The sequence below is a fragment of the Nocardioides sp. F233 genome (assembly GCF_057813895.1).
Genome location: NZ_JBVASH010000010.1, coordinates 1 through 19,125, shown reverse-complemented (window position 1 = coordinate 19,125; position 19,125 = coordinate 1). Strand labels below are relative to the sequence as shown.

The 19,125-nt window shown below is 72.0% G+C and carries 20 protein-coding genes, 2 tRNA genes and 1 pseudogene; 18 read left to right on the top strand and 5 right to left on the bottom strand.

From position 1 onward, the window contains the following. The first annotated feature begins 36 nt into the window (after positions 1-36). The 6 genes and pseudogenes from ACZYRU_RS25890 to ACZYRU_RS25865 all read left to right on the top strand — a co-directional run bounded on the left by ACZYRU_RS25890 (position 37) and on the right by ACZYRU_RS25865 (position 5,340). On the top strand, positions 37-1,065 hold the full coding sequence (locus ACZYRU_RS25890; protein WP_488959985.1) for an NADP-dependent oxidoreductase: 1,029 nt from the start codon (positions 37-39) through the stop codon (positions 1,063-1,065). A 30-nt stretch (positions 1,066-1,095) separates the two neighbouring features. Further along, positions 1,096-1,206 (top strand): annotated as a pseudogene (locus ACZYRU_RS25885) (hypothetical protein); the annotation flags it as partial. Positions 1,207-1,279: 73 nt separating this feature from the next. Next, positions 1,280-2,341 carry a thiolase family protein gene (locus tag ACZYRU_RS25880; protein ID WP_488959984.1) on the top strand — a complete coding sequence of 354 codons (1,062 nt, stop codon included), beginning with the start codon at positions 1,280-1,282 and terminating at the stop codon, positions 2,339-2,341. Between the two features lie 41 nt (positions 2,342-2,382). Beyond that, positions 2,383-3,150: an SDR family NAD(P)-dependent oxidoreductase gene (locus ACZYRU_RS25875; RefSeq protein WP_488959983.1), complete on the top strand. Its 768-nt coding sequence runs from the start codon at positions 2,383-2,385 to the stop codon at positions 3,148-3,150. Next, complete coding sequence (locus ACZYRU_RS25870) at positions 3,140-4,318, top strand: acyl-CoA dehydrogenase family protein (protein ID WP_488959982.1); 1,179 nt, start codon at positions 3,140-3,142, stop codon at positions 4,316-4,318. The genes ACZYRU_RS25875 and ACZYRU_RS25870 overlap by 11 nt, the downstream gene beginning before the upstream one ends. After that, entirely contained in the window at positions 4,315-5,340 is a 1,026-nt protein-coding gene (locus ACZYRU_RS25865; protein ID WP_488959981.1) for a phosphotransferase family protein, read from the top strand. The genes ACZYRU_RS25870 and ACZYRU_RS25865 overlap by 4 nt, the downstream gene beginning before the upstream one ends. 40 nt (positions 5,341-5,380) lie before the next feature. Here ACZYRU_RS25865 and ACZYRU_RS25860 read toward each other — a convergent pair. Further along, positions 5,381-5,453: transfer RNA gene (locus tag ACZYRU_RS25860), tRNA-Arg, on the bottom strand. Between the two features lie 207 nt (positions 5,454-5,660). Between ACZYRU_RS25860 and ACZYRU_RS25855 the strand changes: the two genes are divergently transcribed. Together ACZYRU_RS25855 and ACZYRU_RS25850 are read left to right on the top strand one after the other, a co-directional pair. Further along, on the top strand, positions 5,661-7,079 hold the full coding sequence (locus tag ACZYRU_RS25855) for an LCP family protein (protein ID WP_488959980.1): 1,419 nt from the start codon (positions 5,661-5,663) through the stop codon (positions 7,077-7,079). An 11-nt stretch (positions 7,080-7,090) separates the two neighbouring features. Beyond that, positions 7,091-7,264 carry a hypothetical protein gene (locus ACZYRU_RS25850; RefSeq protein ID WP_488959979.1) on the top strand — a complete coding sequence of 58 codons (174 nt, stop codon included), beginning with the start codon at positions 7,091-7,093 and terminating at the stop codon, positions 7,262-7,264. A 115-nt stretch (positions 7,265-7,379) separates the two neighbouring features. On the opposite strand, the gene ACZYRU_RS25845 is transcribed toward ACZYRU_RS25850, so the two are convergent. Genes ACZYRU_RS25845 through ACZYRU_RS25835 form a run of 3 tightly spaced genes read right to left on the bottom strand, consistent with a single transcriptional unit; the run spans position 7,380 to position 8,803 of the window. Then, complete coding sequence (locus tag ACZYRU_RS25845) at positions 7,380-7,730, bottom strand: MscL family protein (RefSeq protein ID WP_488959978.1); 351 nt, start codon at positions 7,728-7,730, stop codon at positions 7,380-7,382. A 60-nt stretch (positions 7,731-7,790) separates the two neighbouring features. Beyond that, complete coding sequence (locus ACZYRU_RS25840) at positions 7,791-8,432, bottom strand: SAF domain-containing protein (protein WP_488959977.1); 642 nt, start codon at positions 8,430-8,432, stop codon at positions 7,791-7,793. A gap of 59 nt (positions 8,433-8,491) precedes the next feature. After that, positions 8,492-8,803, bottom strand: a complete 312-nt coding sequence (locus ACZYRU_RS25835) for an FmdB family zinc ribbon protein (protein WP_488959976.1) — start codon at positions 8,801-8,803, stop codon at positions 8,492-8,494. Between the two features lie 96 nt (positions 8,804-8,899). Here ACZYRU_RS25835 and ACZYRU_RS25830 point away from each other — a divergent pair, with 96 nt between their 5' ends. Continuing rightward, positions 8,900-11,530, top strand: a complete 2,631-nt coding sequence (locus ACZYRU_RS25830; protein WP_488959975.1) for a penicillin acylase family protein — start codon at positions 8,900-8,902, stop codon at positions 11,528-11,530. A gap of 51 nt (positions 11,531-11,581) precedes the next feature. Here ACZYRU_RS25830 and ACZYRU_RS25825 read toward each other — a convergent pair whose 3' ends face one another. Continuing rightward, a complete protein-coding gene (locus tag ACZYRU_RS25825; RefSeq protein WP_488959974.1) occupies positions 11,582-12,202 on the bottom strand; it encodes a 5-formyltetrahydrofolate cyclo-ligase in 621 nt (206 codons plus the stop codon). A 29-nt stretch (positions 12,203-12,231) separates the two neighbouring features. Between ACZYRU_RS25825 and ACZYRU_RS25820 the strand changes: the two genes are divergently transcribed. From ACZYRU_RS25820 to ACZYRU_RS25780, 9 genes are all read left to right on the top strand, one after another. Then, positions 12,232-13,623 carry a UTP--glucose-1-phosphate uridylyltransferase gene (locus ACZYRU_RS25820; RefSeq protein ID WP_488959973.1) on the top strand — a complete coding sequence of 464 codons (1,392 nt, stop codon included), beginning with the start codon at positions 12,232-12,234 and terminating at the stop codon, positions 13,621-13,623. Then, positions 13,616-14,815: a molybdopterin molybdotransferase MoeA gene (locus ACZYRU_RS25815; RefSeq protein WP_488959972.1), complete on the top strand. Its 1,200-nt coding sequence runs from the start codon at positions 13,616-13,618 to the stop codon at positions 14,813-14,815. Before ACZYRU_RS25820 ends, ACZYRU_RS25815 begins: the two co-directional genes overlap by 8 nt. Continuing rightward, positions 14,808-15,287, top strand: coding sequence for a cyclic pyranopterin monophosphate synthase MoaC (moaC, locus tag ACZYRU_RS25810; RefSeq protein ID WP_488959971.1), 480 nt, complete (start codon positions 14,808-14,810; stop codon positions 15,285-15,287). The genes ACZYRU_RS25815 and moaC overlap by 8 nt, the downstream gene beginning before the upstream one ends. After that, positions 15,284-15,772 (top strand): MogA/MoaB family molybdenum cofactor biosynthesis protein, encoded by a 489-nt coding sequence (locus tag ACZYRU_RS25805; protein WP_488959970.1) that lies wholly within the window; start codon positions 15,284-15,286, stop codon positions 15,770-15,772. The genes moaC and ACZYRU_RS25805 overlap by 4 nt, the downstream gene beginning before the upstream one ends. Before the next feature lie 20 nt (positions 15,773-15,792). Then, positions 15,793-16,413, top strand: a complete 621-nt coding sequence (locus tag ACZYRU_RS25800; protein WP_488960057.1) for a GNAT family N-acetyltransferase — start codon at positions 15,793-15,795, stop codon at positions 16,411-16,413. Between the two features lie 73 nt (positions 16,414-16,486). Then, a complete protein-coding gene (gene sepX, locus ACZYRU_RS25795) occupies positions 16,487-17,374 on the top strand; it encodes a divisome protein SepX/GlpR (protein ID WP_488959969.1) in 888 nt (295 codons plus the stop codon). Positions 17,375-17,423: 49 nt separating this feature from the next. Then, positions 17,424-17,499: transfer RNA gene (locus tag ACZYRU_RS25790), tRNA-Ala, on the top strand. Positions 17,500-17,641: 142 nt separating this feature from the next. Beyond that, positions 17,642-18,157: a hypothetical protein gene (locus tag ACZYRU_RS25785; protein ID WP_488959968.1), complete on the top strand. Its 516-nt coding sequence runs from the start codon at positions 17,642-17,644 to the stop codon at positions 18,155-18,157. Positions 18,158-18,719: 562 nt separating this feature from the next. Continuing rightward, positions 18,720-18,944: a hypothetical protein gene (locus ACZYRU_RS25780; RefSeq protein WP_488959967.1), complete on the top strand. Its 225-nt coding sequence runs from the start codon at positions 18,720-18,722 to the stop codon at positions 18,942-18,944. The last annotated feature ends 181 nt before the right edge of the window (positions 18,945-19,125 follow it).

Here is a 19,125-nt window from a genome sequence, read left to right as displayed (position 1 = left end):
GTACGCTGGCGGTGTCCAGCACCGAGGAGGCGCACGATGAAGAGTGCACAGCTGCACGTCGCGACGTACCCGACCGGCCGGATCTGCGCGGAGCAGTTCGTCGTGGCGGTGGTCGACCTGCCCGACCCCGACGAGCTCGCGGAGGGCGAGGTGCTCGTCCGCAACACCTGGACGTCTGTCGATCCGGGCCTGCGGCTGCGGCTGCGCGCCGCGGCTCCGGACGGCTACTTCGCGTCCTTCCCGCTCCGGCGTGCCATGGACGGGATCCTCACGGTCGGCGAGGTCGTCGCCTCCCGCGCCGCCGGCTTCCGGCCCGGCGACACCGTCAGCCACTCCCTCGGCTGGCGTGAGCACGCCGTCGTCCGGGCCGATGAGGAGGCGATGAACGGGCTCGGGACGCTTCGGCGCCTGGATCTGTCGACCGCCGAGCCGCAGTGGTACCTCGGGCCGCTCGGGCCGATGGGCCTGACGGCGTACAGCGGACTTGCGCTGGTCGACGGCCTCGACGGTGGCGGCGTGGTGTGGGTGTCGGCGGGTGCCGGTGCGGTCGGGTCCCTGGTCGCCCAGTTCGCCCGCAACCTGGGCCATCGGGTGATCGCGACCGCGGGATCGCCGGAGAAGGTGGCCTGGCTCAGGGACGAGCTCGGGGTCGAGGCGTTCAGCTATCGCGACGAGTCGCTGCGCGACGGGCTCGGCCGGCTCGCTCCGGACGGCGTCGACATCTACTTCGACAATGTGGGTGGAGACCATCTCGAGGCCGCGCTCGACGCGATGCGCATGCATGGCCGGATCGCATTGTGCGGCACCGTCTCCGACTACGAGTCGGAGCCTCGCGGGCCGCGCAACATCTTCCTCGCGACGGCGAAGCACCTGACCCTCGCGGGTTTCCGCGGCAGCCTCCACCTCGACCTGCTGCCCGAGATGGAGCAGCGGGTCGGGGAGTGGCTGCGGGACGGGAGGGTCGTCCACCGCGAGTCCGTCTACGGGGGACTCGAGAGCGCCCCCGCCGCGATGGCCGACATGCTGGCCGGCCGCACGGTCGGCAAGACGCTCGTCCGGCTCTGAGCCGGTCGCTGCGTCACGACGAGTCAACCGATGAAGGTGGAGCTGATGGTGGAGGAGAAGATCGTGCTGGTGGACGGGGTGCGAACCCCGATCGGCAGCTTCGGTGGGGTGTTCAAGGAGGTCCCCGGGTTCGAGCTGGGGGCCACCGCCGTCCGGGGCGCGTTGTCGCGCTCGGGCGTCGACGCGGCCGACGTCGACCGCCGTCCGGGGCGCGTTGTCGCGCTCGGGCGTCGACGCGGCCGACGTCGACGAGGTCGTCATGGGCTGCATCGGCCAGGTCGGGCCGGACGCCTACAACGCCCGGAGGGTCGCGATCGCGGCCGGACTGCCGACCGATGTGCCGGCGTACACGGTGAACCGGCTGTGCGGCTCGGGTCTGCAGGCGATCTGGTCGGCGGCGATGGAGATGCGTTGGAACGGGCTGGACGTCACGCTGGCCGGTGGCGACGAGTCGATGACCCGGATGCCGTTCTACGACTTCGGGGCGCGCGACGGCTACAGGCTCGGGGACCGCTCGCTGGTCGACGGCACCGTGATGATGCTGACCGATCCGTTCCACGGGATCCACATGGGTGTCACGGCCGAGAACGTTGCGGTGAGGTACGGCGTGTCGCGGGTCGAGCAGGACGAGTTCGCGGCCGAGTCGCAGCGTCGGGCCGCGACCGCGGAGGCGAAGGCGGTGTTCGCGGAGGAGATCGTGCCGGTCGAGGTGGGCGGCCGCAAGCCGGTCACGGTGATCGAGGACGAGCACCCCAGGCCCGCGACGACGGTGGAGACGCTGGCCGGTCTGCGGCCCGCCTTCACGAAGGACGGCACGGTCACGGCGGGCAACTCGTCGGGGATCAACGACGGTGCTGCTGCGGTGGTGCTGGCCCGCGCCTCGGCGGCCGCCGAGCGCGGACTGCGGCCGCTGGTCGCGCTCGAGGCCGTGGCCACCGCTGCGATGGAGCCGGAGCTGATGGGCTACGCCCCGGTCCTCGCGCTCAAGACGCTGTTCGAGAAGACCGGGACGACGCCTGCCGACGTCGGCACGATCGAGCTCAACGAGGCCTTCGCCTCCCAGGCGGTCGCCTGCATCCGCGACGCCGGACTCGATACTGAGCGGGTCAACCCGTACGGCGGCGCGATCGCGCTCGGCCACCCGGTCGGCGCGACCGGCGCGATCCTGTCGCTCCGCGTCGCTCGGGACCTGGTCCGACGCGACCTCGAGCTGGGGATCGTCACGATGTGCATCGGCGGCGGCCAGGCCTTGGCCGCCCTCTTCCGCCGGGTCTGAGACCGGCACCACCCACGAGAACAACGAGATCGAGGAGAGTCATGGGTCGTTTCGACGGGCGAGTCGCCGTCATCACCGGAGCCGCACGAGGGATCGGGTTCGGCACCGCCAGCCGGTACGCCGAGGAGGGCGCATCGGTCGCGATCGTCGACCTCGACGAGGCCGCTGCCGCCGAGGCCGCTGCCAAGCTGCCCCTGGTCGAGGGCGCCAAGGCCATCGGCGTGGGCGCCGACGTCTCCGACGGCGCGTCGGTCGACGCCGCCATCGAGCGGGTCGTCGCCGAGCTCGGCGGGATCCACGTCCTGGTGAACAACGCGGGCATCACCCGCGACAACCTGCTGTTCAAGATGACCGAGGACGACTGGGACCTGGTCATGGGTGTGCACCTCAAGGGCGCGTTCCTGATGACGAAGGCCGCGCAGAAGCACTTCGTGGAGCAGAAGTACGGCAAGGTCGTGAACATCTCCTCGATCTCGGCGCTGGGCAACCGGGGCCAGGCCAACTACTCGGCCGCCAAGATGGGCATCCAGGGCTTCACCCGGACCCTCGGCATCGAGCTCGGCCCGTTCGGGATCAACGTCAACGCCGTCGCCCCCGGGTTCATCGCCACCGAGATGACCGATGCCACCGCGGCCCGGCTCAAGCTCGATGTCGACGAGTTCCGTCGCCTCAACGCCGAGGCTGTTCCCGTTCGCCGCGTTGGACAGCCGGGCGACATCGCTGCTGCGGTGACCTTCCTGTCGAGCGACGAGGCGTCGTACATCACGGGTCAGACGCTCTACGTCGACGGCGGCGCAAGTGTCGGCTGACCGGGCGCTGGTCGACGAGACCGAGGAGTTCGTACGCCGCGAGGTGCTGCCGATCGAGGACGAGCACGACGGCGATGTCGAGGCGGCCGGTGGCGAGGACCTGCGCCGTGAGCTGCAGGCGAAGGCCGCCGCCGTGGGGCTGCTGTCGCCGCACGGTCCGGTCGACTGCGGCGGGCTCGGACTCGGGATGGTGGATCGCGCGCCGGTCTTCGAGGCGGCGGGGCGAGGGCTGTTCGGGCCGATGGCGCTGAACATCAATGCGCCCGACGAGGGCAACATCCACCTCCTCGACCACGTGGCGACCCCGTCGCAGCGTGACCGCTTCCTGCGGCCTCTGGTCGCGGGCACGGTGCGCTCGGCGTTCGCGATGACCGAGCCGGCGCCGGGTGCTGGGGCGGATCCGTCGATGCTGTCCACCCGGGCGACGAAGGTCGACGGGGGCTGGGTCGTCAACGGTCACAAGTGGTTCATCACCGGCGCCGACGGTGCGGGCTTCTTCATCGTGATGGCCCGTACCAGCGGCGAGCAGGGCGGTGCCGGTGGCGCGACGATGCTCCTCGCCGCGGCCGACGCGCCCGGGCTGGAGGTGGTGCGCCACATCGGGACCGTGGACCGCTCGATGCTCGGCGGCCACTGCGAGATGCGGTTCACCGACGTCTTCGTGTCCGACGAGGACGTCCTGGGTGGGGTGGACGAGGGCTTCCGCTACGCCCAGGTGCGTCTGGGGCCGGCCCGGATGACCCACGTGATGCGCTGGTCCGGCGCGGCTCGCCGTGCGCATGAGGTCGCGGTGCGGCACGTCGCGGGGCGTGAGGCCTTCGGTGGGCGCCTCACCGACCTCGGGATGATGCAGCAGATGATCGCCGACAACGAGATCGACCTCGCGGCGACGCGTGCGCTGCTGCTGGAGGCCTGCCGCGAGCTCGACGACGGAGGGCGGGCGTCGGAGTCCACGTCGATCGCGAAGACCTTCGCGGCCGAGGCGCTGCACCGGGTGGTCGACCGGGCGACGCAGATGTGCGGCGGGCTCGGTGTGTCCCGTGACCTGCCCGTGGCGCGGATCGCCCGGGAGATCCGGCCGTTCCGCATCTACGACGGGCCGTCCGAGGTGCACCGCTGGTCCATCGCCAAGCGTGCGGTACGACGACTCGCGGGAGGCGAGCGATGAGCGAGCTGAGTGCCGCGGAGCTGGCCGCGGTCGCCGATCGTCTCGGCAGCGCCGGTGTCGCGCTGTCGGGGCCTTTGGAGTCCGTGCTGATCGCGGGAGGCCGCTCGAACCTCACCTATGCGATCACCGACGGCCGCACCCGGTGGGTGCTGCGGACCCCGCCCCGCGCGGGCCGCACGGCATCGGCCCACGACGTCGCCCGCGAGCACCGGGTCACCGCCGCCCTGATGTCCTCCGACGTCCCGGTCGCCGACGCGGTGCTGCTCCACGAGGGCGAGGACGTGCTCGGCGTACCCTTCACGGTCAGCGGTTTCGTCGAGGGGGTCGCGATCCGGACCCAGGACGACCTCGCGGCGTACGGCGACGACCGGCTGCCGGTCGTCGTCGAGAGCCTGTTGGAGACCCTGGCTGCCCTGCACCGGGTCGACCACGTCGCCGCTGGCCTGGAGTCACTCGGCCGACCCGACGCCTACGCCGCACGTCAGTTGCGCCGATGGTCCGGGCAGTGGGAGACGGTGGGAGAGGAGCGCCTCGGCGGCCTGGCCCGCGAGGTCGTCGCTCGGCTCGGCGCGGCCGTCCCGGAACAGCAGCGCACCTCGATCGTGCACGGCGACTACCGCGTCGACAACACCCTGCTGGGGCGCCCGGACGCGACTTCCGCCGACCGGGTCGCCGCCGTCGTCGACTGGGAGCTCTCGACCATCGGCGATCCTGTCGCCGACGTCGCGATGATGTGCGCCTACCGGTACGAGCCGTTCGACCTCGTCGTCGGCGCCCCCAGCGCCTGGACCAGCCCGCGGCTGCCGTCGGTCGAGCACCTCGCCGCTGGCTACGAGCGCGCCGGCGGTGCCGCTCTGGAGCACTGGGACTTCCACCACGCCCTCGCCTGCTTCAAGATCGCGGTCATCTCCGCCGGCATCGACCACCGGCGCAGGGCGGGCTCCGGATCGGGGGCCGGCTTCGACACGGCGGGCGAGGCAGTCGAGCCCTACCTCGAGCTCGCTGCACGTCATCGGGGCTGACGCCGGACGGAGTGCCCCGCCGGCGTGTGCTTCCCCTCGGTGCCCCAGGCAAGAGTCGAACTTGCGACCTTTCGCTTAGGAGGCGGCTGCTCTATCCACTGAGCTACTGGGGCGTGGGGGCCATCTTGTCAGGTCGGCACGGCCCGGCCCGGATTGGGTCGACGCCCGGGGGAGCGGTGACAATGGTGAGCGACTCGCCGCCGCACTTGATGCGGACCGTACGGTGGGCGTGGTACCACCGGGTGCCGATCGGCCGCTGACTCGGCAGCAGCGTCGAGTACAGACCATCCGCCGCGAGCGGCCACACGACCAGGTGATCCATGACGCAGGACGACGAGACCAGGCGCTCCGACGCGCCCGGGAGCCGCGCCCGCCGGGTGCCGACCTCGCGGGCCGATCGCGACCGGCGCCGCCCGCGCAACGAGCGAGGCAGCCGCAGTGCCCGCGGAGCCCAGGCCGCCCCGGCCACCCCGACCGGCCGTTCGGCACGGCGGGTTGCCGGTGGCCGTCGGAAGCGGCCGCAGCCCGGCAAGGTCGTCTTCAAAGTCATCCTCGCCAGCCTGCTCTCCCTGGGCCTGGCGACCGGCCTGGGTGTCGTGCTGATCTACAACAACTGGAACAGCAACATCGACACCCAGGACCTCGGGGCCCAGCTCGGCCCCGACCGGCCGACCGAGGAGGACACCGGTCCCAAGAAGGCGATGAACATCCTCGTCATGGGCACCGACACCCGCTCGGGCAAGGGCAACGGGATCGACGGCGAGGCCGGTGGCGGCCTGTCCGACACGACGATCCTGTTCCACCTCTCGGCCGATCGGAAGTTCGCCTACGGCATCTCGGTGCCGCGTGACACCGCGGTGATCCGCCCGACCTGCTACAAGGAGGACGGCGAGGAGATCCCGGCGGCAACCGGCTACGAGAAGTGGAACGCCGCCTTCGCGTACGGCGGTCCCGCGTGCACGATCCGCCAGTTCGAGAAGGCCACGAACGTGCGGATCAACAAGTACGTGCTCGTCGACTTCAACCAGTTCCGGGACATGGTCAACGCGCTCGACGGCGTCGAGGTCTGCATCCCCGAGGACATCGACGACAGCACGCACAACATCCACCTCAAGGCCGGAACCCGCGAGATCAAGGGCAACGAGGCGCTGACCTACGTGCGGGCCCGGTACCGGATCGGTGACGGTACCGACCCCAACCGCACCCGGCGTCAGCAGGCGTTCATCGGCTCGATGATCAACAAGGCGCTCACCGCCGGCATGATCGCTCGGCCCGACCGCCTGATCGGCTTCATGAACGCGGCGTCCTCGTCGCTGCACACCGACTTCAGGAACATCGCGCAGATGGCCGACCTGGCCGTCACCGCGAAGGGCATCGGCGCCGACAACATCAAGTTCATCACCACGCCGTGGGTCTACTCCGACAAGGTGAGCTCCGGCATCGAGTGGACACCCGAGGTCGCCAAGCTGTGGCAGCTGGTCCGCAAGGACCGTCCCCTGACGCCCGAGTTCCTCAAGGACGCGCTCAGCGCCGGCGACAAGCCCGACGGCACCGCGTCCGCCAGCGGCACCGCCTCGCAGTCGCCGTCCGACTCCGCCACCCCCTCCGACACCGGCACCCCGTCCGGCACGCCGGGAGGTACGCCGGGCGACACCGCGAGCAACGGCACGCAGACCCCGCCGGTCACGCCCGGAGGCCTCAGCGCCTCCGGCCGCGAGGCCGCCGGCCTGTGCACCTGAGGCAGGTCGTCGTGGGCGAGCAGCGCGAGACGGACTGGGAGCGGCGGCGCAGGCTGGCCGAGATCTTCGGCGACGTCGAGCCGTCGGTGACCTCCGACGAGCGCGACGACGTCCAGCCGGCGGCCCGCGAGAGCGCCGGCGACCGCTGGCTCAGGTCGCAGGTCCCGCCGCACCACGGCAGCTGACAGCACCGGAGGTCGAGGAGGCCGCCCGCGGCCGTCACGAGACCCCCGGAACGCACCGAGGGCCGGTGGGGATGTCCCCACCGGCCCTCGGTCCCGTGTGCTGCAGTGCTGCTGGTCAGCGGCTGGCCAGCGAGTCGCGGATCTGGGTGAGCACGTCGAGCTCGGTCTCGCCCGGCTCGGGGTCGGGGAAGAACCGCTCCTTGGCCCTCGTGTACGGCGCCACGACGAAGAAGTACACGACCGCCGCCAGGATGACGAAGGCGATGACGGCGTTGACGAACGGGGCGACGTCGACGCCGCCGAGCTCCATGACGCCGACCTTCTTCGCGCCGCCGGCCTTGGCGAGGTAGGCCATCAGGAGGTCGGTGAAGGCCTTGACGACGGTGCCGAACGCGGCGCCGATGATCACGGCAACGGCCAGGTCGACCAGGTTGCCCCGCAGGATGAACTTCTTGAACCCGGACATGAATCTCTCCTCTTTCCCGAGACGAGTGGTGGAGGTCGGGACCCTCTTGTGGCACCGAAACTAACTGCGACTCCATGTATAAGTCACGTATTCGGCAGCGGACGCCGACGTGACGTGGTACACGGCTGCAGAATCTAGGGCCAGCACCACGAGGCGCCCGGGAAGCGCGCCGTCGGCGGCCGACGAGGGATCCGGTACGGCGAGCACGGTCGCGTCACGCGCCAGCACCTCGGTCGTGCCCGCCTGGGTGTCGGTGCCGAGCAGGCTGATCCGGTCGCCGGCGCTCAGCAGCGCCACCTGACCCGCGTCGGAGAGCCGGACGGGCATGGTGACGGTGCCGGCCGGCTGGGCCGCGCCGAGGGCCGGGCCGACCAGGCGGACGTCGGTCACCGCCTCGCCGGCCCGCACCGGCGCCGCGAGGCGCCGACCGACGGGGGTGCGAGCCAGTCCTTGCGGCACGACGTCCGGTGGCACCTCCACCGACACCAGGTCGGCGGCGGCGACCTCGCGCCCGGCGGGCAGGTCGTGCGCGGCGACCAGGAGGGTGGTGGTCGCGGGCGGTGGCGGCGCGACGGAGCGCACGGCGACAGCAGCGCCCACGCCGAGCAGGAGGGCGGCGATCAGTCGCCGACGGCGCAGCACCCGTCGTCGTACCTGGTCGCGGGCGTCACGCAGCCGGTGCAGCAGTGAGCGGGATTCCATGCGGGCGACCGTAGGCCGCCGCGCCGCCGGCTGCCGGCGTCCTCCACAGGGAGGGTGCGTCAGGCGGGAGAGGCGGCCGAGCTGGAGCTCGACGACCCGGACGAGTCGCTCGAGGAGCTGCTCGAGGAGCTGCTCGACGAGGCGGACGACGCTGCCGCGGGCGTGCTGGACGCCGTGCTCGACGCGCTGCTCGACGACTTGCTGTCGGTCTTGTAGAAGCCGGAGCCCTTGAACACGACGCCGACCGAGTTGAACACCTTGCGCAGCTTGCCGGTGCACTCAGGGCACGTCGTCAGGGCGTCGTCGCTGAACTTCTGGACCTGCTCGAAGGCGTGACCGCACTCGGTGCACAGGTACTGGTAGGTGGGCATCGACGTTCCTCGCTTGGCACTCTCGCCCTAGCACTCTTACCGGGCGAGTGCCAATGCTACGTCAGCAAGCAACCTCACGGCACAATGGCGCCCACCATGGCGGACCTCGACTCTCCTTCCCCGGCCCCGGCCCCGGCTCGAGCCCGCTGGCCCCGTTGGCTGCGCTGGACCGCGGCCCTGGGCGTGCTCCTCGTCCTCGTCCTGGTCGCCGGGCTGACCACCGCGGTCGTCGGCGTGCGGCGTTCCTGGCCGCAGACCGGCGGGGAGCTGTCGATCAGCGGCCTCGACGGCGAGGTGCGGGTGGTCCGCGACGACCACGGCATCCCGCAGATCTACGCCGACTCGACCCACGACCTGATGCTGGCGCAGGGCTTCGTGCACGCGCAGGACCGCTTCTTCGAGATGGACGTACGCCGCCACGCGACCGCCGGGCGCCTCTCCGAGCTCTTCGGGAAGTCCGGCCTGGAGACCGATCTCGTGGTGCGCACCCTCGGCTGGCGCGAGGTGGCCGAGAAGGAGGTCGCGATGCTGCGGCCGGCCACCCGCAGCGCCCTGGACGCCTACGCGGAGGGCGTCAACGCCTACCTCGAGGGCCGGTCCACCTCGGAGATGTCGCTGGAGTACGCCCTCCTCGGCATCACCGGCCTCGACTACCAGCCCGAGCAGTGGACCGCCGTCGACTCGGTCGCCTGGCTCAAGGCGATGGCCTGGGACCTGCGCGGCAACCTCGACGAGGAGATCGGCCGCGCGATCGCGACCGCGACCGTCGGCGAGGACCGCACCCAGGACCTCTACCCCGGCTACCCGTACGGCGCGCACGCGCCGATCGTCCAGCAGGGCGGCGTGGTCGACGGCGTCTTCGACCAGGACGCGACCGGCGCCGGCGCCGGCTCCCTCGCCCGCCCGCCGCTCGGCGACCCCGCGACCGTGCAGGCACTCGCGAAGGTGCGCAGCGTGCTGGCCGGCGTACCCGCCCTGCTCGGCCAGGGCGACGGCATCGGCAGCAACGCGTGGGTCGTCGACGGCGACCACACCGACACCGGCGCGCCGATCCTCGCCAACGACCCCCACCTCGGGATCTCCCTGCCCGGCGTGTGGACCCAGGTCGGCCTGCACTGCCGCACCCTGTCGGTCGAGTGCCCCTACGACGTCGCCGGGTTCAGCTTCTCCGGCGTGCCCGGCGTGGTGATCGGCCACAACCGCGACATCGCCTGGGGCTTCACCAACCTCGCCCCCGACGTGACCGACCTGTACGTCGAGCGGGTCACCGGCGACGAGTGGGAGTACGACGGCCAGCAGGTCCCGCTGACCCTGCGTACCGAGAAGATCGCGGTCCGCGACGGCAAGGACGTCGAGCTCACGGTCCGCGCGACCAGTCACGGCCCGCTGCTGTCCGACCTCGCCCGGTTCGCTGCCGACCAGGACGTCGAGGTCACCGACGACGGTCTGCTCGACCAGGTCGACGACGTCGCCGACGCGCAGGACGAGGCCGACCCGGCGATCTCGCTCGCCTGGACCGCGCTCACCCCGCGCCCGACCGCCGATGCGCTGCTCGCCCTCGACCGTGCCAGCGACTGGACGTCCTTCCACAAGGCGCTCTCGTCCTTCGCGGTGCCGGGGCAGAACGTCGTGTACGCCGACACCGAGGGCCACATCGGCTACCAGGCGACCGGCGTCGTGCCGATCCGCCGTCCGGGCAACGACGGCCTTCAGCCCGCCGCCGGCTGGCTGAAGGAGACCGACTGGACCGGCGACGTCGTGCCGTACGACGAGCTGCCCCACGTGCTCGACCCCGACTCCGGGATCATCGCCACGGCCAACCAGGCCGTGATCGACCCGACCCGCTACCCGCCGTATCTCACCTCGGACTGGGACCTCGGCTACCGCTCCGACCGGATCAACCGGCTGCTCGCGGCCGACGACGAGCTCGGCGTCGACACGATGGCGGCCATCCAGCTCGACGACCGCAGCGCGATCGGGGAGGCGCTCACGCCGTACCTCCTCGACGTCGACCTGCCCCACGGCTACTACTCCGACGGGCAGAGGCTGCTGAAGTCGTGGAACTACCAGCAGGACGCCGACAGCCCGGCCGCGGCGTACTTCAACGTCGTGTGGCGCGAGGTCCTCTCCCGCACCTTCTCCGACGAGCTGCCCGACGTGATCCAGCCCAACGGGGGGAGTCGGTGGTTCGCGGTGGTCAGCGCCCTGCTGCCGCGCGGCAAGAACCCGTGGTGGGACGACGTGCGCACCGACGACAAGGTCGAGCGGCGCAGCGACATCCTGCGCGACGCGATGATCGCGGCCCGCGACGAGCTCACCGCGCTCGAGTCGCCGAACCCCGACGAGTGGACCTGGGGCGCGCTGCACGAGCTCGAGCTGCGCTCCTCGACGCTGGGGGAGTCCGGCATCGGGATCGTCGAGCGGCTCTTCAACCGCGGCGGCTGGGAGGTCGGCGGCGGTGGCTCGCTGGTCAACGCGACCGGCTGGGACGCGCGCGCCGGCTACCAGGTCGCGACCGCACCCTCGATGCGGATGGTCGTCCCGCTGGACGACCTCGACGCGGCCCGCTGGATCAACCTCACCGGCGTCTCCGGGCACGCCTTCCACCCGCACTACACCGACCAGACCGACCTCTGGGCCCGCGGCGAGACGCTGCCGTGGGTGTTCTCGGAGAAGGCAGTCGACCGGGCCGCCGACGACGTGCTGCTGCTCAAGCCCGGGGGCTGACCGGACCGTTCAATTGCGCGGTTCGCTCACGTTGCGGCGAGACCTCGGCGATCAATCCGATCGATCGAACGGATTGATCGGGCTGAACCGCACCACGCCGGCAGGAGTGGCGGCCGCGGCGACCGGACGGTCGTGCGGCTCGGCAGGGACGTCGAGGAGCACCTCGTCGTCGTACAGCAGGACACAGGTGAAGGTGCCGACGGGCACTCGGGCCAGCGCCCGGTCGTAGGACCCGCCGCCGCGGCCCAGTCGCAACCCCGCGCGGGAGACCGCGAGGCCGGGGACGAGCACGACGTCGGCGGTCGCGACCGCGTCGGGACCGAGGGGCGTGCCGACCGGTTCGAGCAGGCCGCGCCGGGCCGGTGCCAGCGACGTCGGGCCGTGGTACGCCGCCCAGTCCAGGTCGTTGTCGGGCAGCAGCACCGGCAGCACGACCCGCTTGCCCGCCTCGACCAGCAGGTCGAGCAGGGCGGTGGTGCCGGGCTCGGTGCCGACGGAGACGTACGCCGCCACGGTGGCTGCCCGGCGTACCTCCGGGGCTGCGAGGAGGTGGTCGGCGATGGCTCGCGCGGCGGCGCCGACGTCGGTCAGCGAGCGGCGCCGACGGGCGGTGAGGAGCTGGTCGCGGGCCGCGACCTTGGCCGCTCCGTGGCACGGTTGTGGACCTGTCACCGGACCAGCCTACGATCGGCAGTATGGGTATGAGTGGCCGTAGCGGCGGTCTCGAGAAGGCGCGGGCGAAGATGCTCGACGCGGGGGTCGACCCCGTGGCGATCGAGACGTTCGCGCACTACTACCGGCTGCTCGAGCACGGCGAGACCGGCATGATCCCAGAGTCGACCATCGAGCCGGTCGACATGGAGAGCCTCGCCGACGTCGAGGTCTCCGAGGAGGTTGCGGCCGACGCGATCGGGAAGACCGTCGCGATCAAGCTCAACGGTGGGCTCGGCACCTCGATGGGCATGGAGCGCGCCAAGTCCCTGCTGTGCGTGCGCCGCGGGCTGTCCTTCCTCGACATCATCGCCCGGCAGGCACTGCACCTGCGCCGGCAGTACGACGCCCGGCTGCCGCTGCTCTTCATGAACTCCTTCCGCACGTCCTCCGACACGCTCGACGCCCTCGGCCGCTACGACGACCTCGCTGTCGAGGGCCTGCCCCTGGAGTTCCTGCAGAACAAGGAGCCCAAGCTCCTCACCTCGGACCTGACGCCGGCCAGCTGGCCCAAGGACCCCGACCTCGAGTGGTGTCCGCCCGGCCACGGCGACCTCTACACCGCACTGCGCGGCACCGGGCTGCTCGACCGGCTGATCGAGCAGGGTTACCGCTACGTCTTCGTCTCCAACTCCGACAACCTCGGCGCCGTACCCGACCCCCGGGTCGCGGGCTGGTTCGCCTCGACCGGTGCGCCGTTCGCCATCGAGGCGGTCCGTCGTACCGCCTCGGACCGCAAGGGCGGCCACTTCGCCCGCCGCAAGGCCGACGGCCGGATCGTGTTGCGCGAGACTGCGCAGACCTTGCCCGAGGACCAGGCGGCGCTGGCCGACCTCGACCGGCACCGGTTCACCTCGACCAACAACCTGTGGTTCGACCTGCGGGCGATGAAGGCGGTGCTCGACGGTCGGGAGGGCATCCTCGGCCTGCCGCTGATCCGCAACGTCAAGCACGTCGACCCCGCCGACCCGTCCTCGCCGGAGGTGGTCCAGATCGAGACCGCGATGGGTGCGGCGATCGAGGTCTTCGACGGCGCGCGCCTGATCGAGGTCGGCCGCGACCGGTTCATCCCGGTCAAGACGACCAACGACCTCCTGGTGCTGCGCTCCGACGTCTACGAGATCGGCGCCGACTTCGCGCTCACCCAGGTCGCCACCGACGTCCCGTACGTCGACCTCGACGTCGCCCACTACAAGGTCGTCGGCGAGTTCGACAAGCGCTTCCCCGAGGGCGCGCCGTCCCTGGCCAAGGCCACCGCGCTCAAGGTCGAGGGCGACTGGACCTTCGGCCACGGCGTGCAGGTCGTCGGTGCCGTCGAGCTGGGCGCCAAGAGCGCTCAGCGCATCCCGGCCGGCGAGGTCCTGTCGGGGTCGGATGACTGACCCGGCCTGCTCGGTCGACGAGCACCGGGCGCGGGTCCTCGAGGGCGTCAGGGCGCTGGACGCCGAGGTCGTGCCTCTGGCCGAGGCGCTGGGCCGGCGGCTCGCCGCCGACGTGGTCGCGGACCTTTCCGTGCCGCCGTTCGACCACGCCGCGATGGACGGCTTCGCGGTCCGCGCCGCTGATGTCGCCTCGGTGCCGGTGTCGCTGCCGGTCTCGGGCGCCGTCGCGGCCGGCGACGCCGTCATGCCCCTCGCACCCGGCACGGCGGTCCGGATCATGACCGGCGCCCCCGTCCCGCCCGGGGCCGACCTGGTCGTGCCGTTCGAGTGGACGTCGGGCACCGACCCGGTCGAGGTCCGCGAGCGCGCGAACGCCGGTCGGCACATTCGGTTCGAGGGCGAGGACGTCCGGGCGGGCGACGTCGCGCTCGCTGCCGGGGTCCGGCTCGGACCGGCCCAGCTCGGCCTGCTCACCTCCGTCGGCGCATCGTCGGCCCCGGTGCACGCCCGCCCGCGGCTGGCCGTCCTGTCCACCGGGGCCGAGCTGGTCGAGGGCCACGTGCCCGACAGCAACTCGCCCACCCTGGTGGCCGCAGGCCGCGACGCAGGCGCCGACGCCGCCGCGTACGGGCCTGCTCCCGACGACCTCCCCGGGTTCCACGCGCTGCTCGCCGCGTCGGCCGAGGCAGCCGACGTCGTCGTCACGACCGGCGGCATCTCCGCCGGCGACCACGACGTCGTCAAGGCCGCCCTGCGCGAGGACCCCGCCTTCTGGTTCGGCCCGGTCGCGATGAAGCCCGGCCGCCCTCAGGGCTGCGGCGTGCTCGTCGCCTCCGACGGCCGCCGGGTCCCCGTCGTCACCCTGCCCGGGACGCCGATCGCCGCCTACGCCGCCTTCCTGCTGTACGTCGTCCCGCTGCTCCACGCGCTCGCCGGCACCCCCTGGCAGCCGCTGACCGCGCCCCTGGCAGCGTCGGTCAAGGCCGGCGACCGGACCGTGCTGCTGCCCGCCGTCGTCGAGGCGTCCGGGGCCGTCCGGCCGCTGCCCGGGCACGCCGGCCACTCCCAGCGGCTGCTCGCCGCGGCCGACGCGTTGCTCGTCGTACCGCCCTCGGGGAGGCTGGTGCCCGAGGGCACGCCACTCGAGGTGCTCGCCCTGCACCCGCGACCCCAGGAGGGCCTCCATGGCTGACGAGCAGGCACGACTGACCCACGTCGACGCCTCCGGCGCGGCGCGGATGGTCGACGTGTCGGCCAAGGACGTGACCCACCGGGTCGCGACCGCGTCCGGCCGGGTCCTCGTCTCGGCCGAGGTGATCGGCCTGCTGCGTGGCGAGGGCGTGCCGAAGGGCGATGCGCTCGCCGTCGCCCGGATCGCCGGGATCATGGGTGCCAAGCAGACCCCCGCCCTCGTCCCGCTGTGCCACCCGCTGTCGATCTCCGGGGTGACCGTCGACCTCACCGTCGCCGACGACGCCGTCGAGATCGCCGCGACCGTGAAGACCACCGACCGCACCGGCGTCGAGATGGAGGCACTCACCGCCGTGTCCGTGGCCGCGCTCACCGTCGTCGACATGGTCAAGGCCGTCGACAAGGGCGCCGTCATCACCGACATCCGGGTCGAGACCAAGACCGGCGGCAAGTCGGGGGACTGGTCGCGGTGACGGGTTCCCCTGACCTGTCCGCCGTGGTGGTGGTCGCGTCGAACCGCGCCGCTGCGGGTGTGTACGACGACACCACCGGTCCGCTCATCGTCGACGCCCTGCGCTCGTGGGGCTTCGCGGTGGGTGATCCGGTCGTCCGGCCCGACGGCGAGCCGGTGGGGGAGGCGATCTCGGCGGCCGTGGCCGGCGGGGCGCGCGTCGTGCTCACCACCGGCGGTACCGGCCTCACCCCGACCGACCGCACCCCCGAGGTGACCCGCCCGCTGCTCGACCGCGAGGTCCCCGGCCTGGCCGAGGCGATCCGTGCCGCCGGTGTCGCCAAGGGTGTCCCGACCGCCGTCCTGTCCCGTGGACTCGCGGGCGTGGCCGGTCAGGCGCTCGTGGTGAACCTCCCCGGCTCACGCGGCGGGGTGAAGGACGCGCTCGCCGTGCTCGAGCCGGTCCTCGTGCACGCCGTGGAGCAGATCGTCGGGAGCGACCATTGAGTGAGGCCCCCCGCGAGCGGATGATCGTCGGCGTCCCCGGCCGCGCCTGGCCCAACGAGCTGATCTCCGGCACCGACCCCGTCGTCCGGCTGCGCCCCATCGCGCGCTCCGACGCCCGCGCCTGGCGCACCGCCCGCCGCCGCAACGCGGTGTGGCTCGGCCCCTGGGACGCCACCGCCCCGCCCGGCTCCGATGCCCGCCCGACCTCGTTCCGCGCGCTGGTCAAGCGGCTGCGGAGGGCCGCGCGCCGCGGGACGACGTACCCGTTCGTGGTGGAGGTCGACGGTGTCTTCGCCGGCCAGGTCAGCGTCAACAACATCGTGCGCGGCTCCGCGCAGTTCGCGTCCGTCGGGTACTGGATCGACCAGCAGTTCGCCGGTCGCGGCGTCATCCCGCGTGCCGTCGCGATGGTCATCGACCACTGCTTCTTCCTCGGCGGCCTGCACCGCATCGAGATCTGCATCCGCCCCGAGAACTCCAACTCGTTGCGGGTCGTCGAGAAGCTCGGCATCCGCGAGGTCGGCTATGCGCCGTACTTCCTCCACATCGACGGCGAGTGGCGCGACCACCGCATCTTCGCCGTCACCCGCGAGGAGGCCCCCCGCGGCGTCCTCGTCCGCCTCGACCGTCAAATCACATGAGTCACACGAATCAATCTGTGACACACCGATGGACATGCGCCCCGCGCTGAGGTACCGCTCCTAACCTCTCGGTGTGGACCTGAGCTCGCTGATCTTCGTCGCCTTGTTCGTGGCGTGGGCGGTGTACCTCATCCCGATGGCGCTGCGGCGCCACGAGGAGGACGCCTCCAGCCGCTCGGTCGACGGGTTCTCCGACCGGCTGCGTGTGCTCGCCCGGCGGGACGCGGTGTCGTCCTCCGAGGCCGAGCTGGTCGCGACCGGCCGGCCCGTCCGGGACAAGCGGGACGAGGAGCCCGCGGCGCCCACCCCTGCGCCGCGTGCCACCCGCCCCGCCGCGGAGTCGTCGGTCCAGCGCCGGCTCCGCCAGTCCGCGGCTGCCCGTCGCGCCGCCGCGCGCCGCCGCCGGGTCTTCAACCTGCTGCTGCTCGCGATCGTGGTCGTCGCCGCCCTCGCGATCGGCAAGGTCGTCGCCTGGTCCTGGCTGGCCGCCCCCGTGACCCTGATGGCTGCGTGGCTCGTCGCCTGTCGCCTGATGGTCAAGCGCGAGCGCGCCGCCCGCTCGACATCGGTCCGCAAGCGTCGTACGACGCTCGCCGACGAGGAGCTCGCCGCCGAGGACGCGTCGCAGTCCGATGAGTCCGACGACGTCGGCCCGTTCGACGAGCTGCGCGACGACACCGACGAGATCCCGGTCGTGACGGCCGAGCTCCTCGAGGAGCCTGCAGCGGAGCCCGCCGCCCCCGTGGAAGGGGGCTGGACCCCGGTGCCGGTCCCGCTGCCGACGTACGTCGCCAAGGCCCCGGCCGGCCGCACCGTCCGCACGATCGACCTCGACTCCACCGGTGTCTGGAGTTCGGGCCGCAACGAGGCCGACTCCCAGCTGGCCCGCGAGGCCGACGCCCAGCGCGCCCAGGACGCTGCCGCGTCGGACGCCGAGCAGCGCCGCGCCACCGGCAGCTGACCCCGATTCGGTCCCGCTGATCAGCGGGTGCTACCGTTTCTCCTCGCTTGGGGGTGTGGCGCAGTTGGTAGCGCGTCTCGTTCGCAATGAGAAGGTCAGGGGTTCGAATCCCCTCACCTCCACCAAGCAGTCAGGGCCCATCGCCTCCCGAGGCGAGGGGCCCTGTCGCTTTCCGGGCTCCGCCATCGCGGGCGCTCGCCCCATCCGTCCTCGGGACGGCGACGAAGCGCGACGGACGCCGATGCACCTGCCCGGAGGAAGGTGCCGGTGGAACACCGCCTTCTGGGCCTCGACAACAGGTCCTTCCCGACCGCGCTGGCCGTCCTGGCGGTGTTCGTGGTCCTCACGGTGGTCGTGCCACGCATCGATGACGCCGTCGCCTGGGACGACCCGGTCCAGGCAGGTGAACGACTCGCACTGTCGCCCCCCTCCGGCGCGGCCACGCTCGTCGGGGACGGGGTGACCCTCGACGTGATGCCCGGGAAGTTCGGCGGGACGCCGCGCGAGCTGGTGGCCCAGATCGCCAAGGTGACCAGCTCGACCGACGACCCGTCGTTCGTGGTCGACGGCGACACGACGACGATCACCGCGGCCTCGGGCCAGACCGGGGTGCTGCAGACCTACAGCAGTGCTCGTGGTGACGGCATCGTGGCCGCGTTCGCGATCGACGGCACGGGTGTGGAGATCCGTGCGTTCGGCGCCCCCGCCCAGATGACGGCAGCGGCTCCCGACATCAAGGACATGATCGTCAGTGTCCGTGTCGTCGAGCGGGCCGACTCATGACCAGCCTGATGGGCGAGCGGGCACACGCGGAGCAGCGCTGCAACGACGCGCTGGAGGTGTCCGCCTGGGGCGAGCGGTTCACCTTCTTCCAGCCGCGCAACCTCTGCTTCTGGGTGTTCAGGACTGGACCAACAGCTGGGCCGCAGGGCTCGCCGCCTTCGAGGACTTCCTGTGCGCCGCCAACGGCACCATGACGGCCTTCGGCACCGACCCGGTCGGCAACGCCGTGTCGAACTCCTTCACCCGGATCGCGGTGAGCTTCGTGTCGCACCCGCTGTTCAGCGCCCTGGTCTGCAGCGGCTTCGTCTACCTGATCGGTACGGCGGCCCAGCGCCGCCGGCCCGGGCGAGGCATCGCCTTCGTCCTTCGCTGGCATGTTCCTCCACTTCACGTGGGACGACGCCGCCGGGCTCGGCTTCGGCAGCGGTCTGCTCACGTTGGTCACCATGGCGGGCTCGATCGTCCTGGCCATGGTCCTGCTGCGCATCGCCTTCCGGCTCGCCGTCGGCCAGGAGCACCAGTTCGTCGCGACATCCTGGCGCCCGAGGCGGCCGACGGAGTCGTGTCCGTCGAGGAGATCGAGGCGGTGCTGGACAGGAAGGCCGGCAAGGCCTACCGGAAGGCCGGGCCGACCCACCACGCGCGTCGCGCCCGCAGGCACCTGCGGCACGCGATCCTCGACCTCACCCACGAGGTGGCCGCCAGCCGGGGCGCCGAGAGCGAGGACGTCAGCCACGCCCGCGCCGAGGTGGCGCGCATCCGAGCCGCTGCCGAGCCCCGGATCTGACGGGTCCAGGCGGTGTGGCCCGGGTCATGCGGTTTCGATTTGTCGTTCCGCAGGGGGTGTGCGTAATGTTCTCTTCGTCGCCGGGTGCGGCGGGAAGCAAGACGGCGGTCAGCCGGAGGGCTTCCGGAACCCGCGGCCACTTGTTCTGGATCTTCTGGGTTCGGGCGTCGGTCAGAAAAGC

Coding starts and splice junctions, on each gene's coding strand:
- ACZYRU_RS25800 (WP_488960057.1), top strand. CDS start 15,793: ATGATCGTCGGCGTCCCCGGCCGCGCCTGGCCCAACGAGCTGATCTCC.
- ACZYRU_RS25865 (WP_488959981.1), top strand. CDS start 4,315: ATGAGCGAGCTGAGTGCCGCGGAGCTGGCCGCGGTCGCCGATCGTCTC.
- ACZYRU_RS25845 (WP_488959978.1), bottom strand. CDS start 7,730: ATGTCCGGGTTCAAGAAGTTCATCCTGCGGGGCAACCTGGTCGACCTG.
- ACZYRU_RS25875 (WP_488959983.1), top strand. CDS start 2,383: ATGGGTCGTTTCGACGGGCGAGTCGCCGTCATCACCGGAGCCGCACGA.
- moaC (WP_488959971.1), top strand. CDS start 14,808: ATGGCTGACGAGCAGGCACGACTGACCCACGTCGACGCCTCCGGCGCG.
- ACZYRU_RS25855 (WP_488959980.1), top strand. CDS start 5,661: ATGACGCAGGACGACGAGACCAGGCGCTCCGACGCGCCCGGGAGCCGC.
- ACZYRU_RS25890 (WP_488959985.1), top strand. CDS start 37: ATGAAGAGTGCACAGCTGCACGTCGCGACGTACCCGACCGGCCGGATC.
- ACZYRU_RS25820 (WP_488959973.1), top strand. CDS start 12,232: ATGAGTGGCCGTAGCGGCGGTCTCGAGAAGGCGCGGGCGAAGATGCTC.
- ACZYRU_RS25830 (WP_488959975.1), top strand. CDS start 8,900: ATGGCGGACCTCGACTCTCCTTCCCCGGCCCCGGCCCCGGCTCGAGCC.
- ACZYRU_RS25840 (WP_488959977.1), bottom strand. CDS start 8,432: ATGGAATCCCGCTCACTGCTGCACCGGCTGCGTGACGCCCGCGACCAG.
- ACZYRU_RS25835 (WP_488959976.1), bottom strand. CDS start 8,803: ATGCCCACCTACCAGTACCTGTGCACCGAGTGCGGTCACGCCTTCGAG.
- ACZYRU_RS25815 (WP_488959972.1), top strand. CDS start 13,616: ATGACTGACCCGGCCTGCTCGGTCGACGAGCACCGGGCGCGGGTCCTC.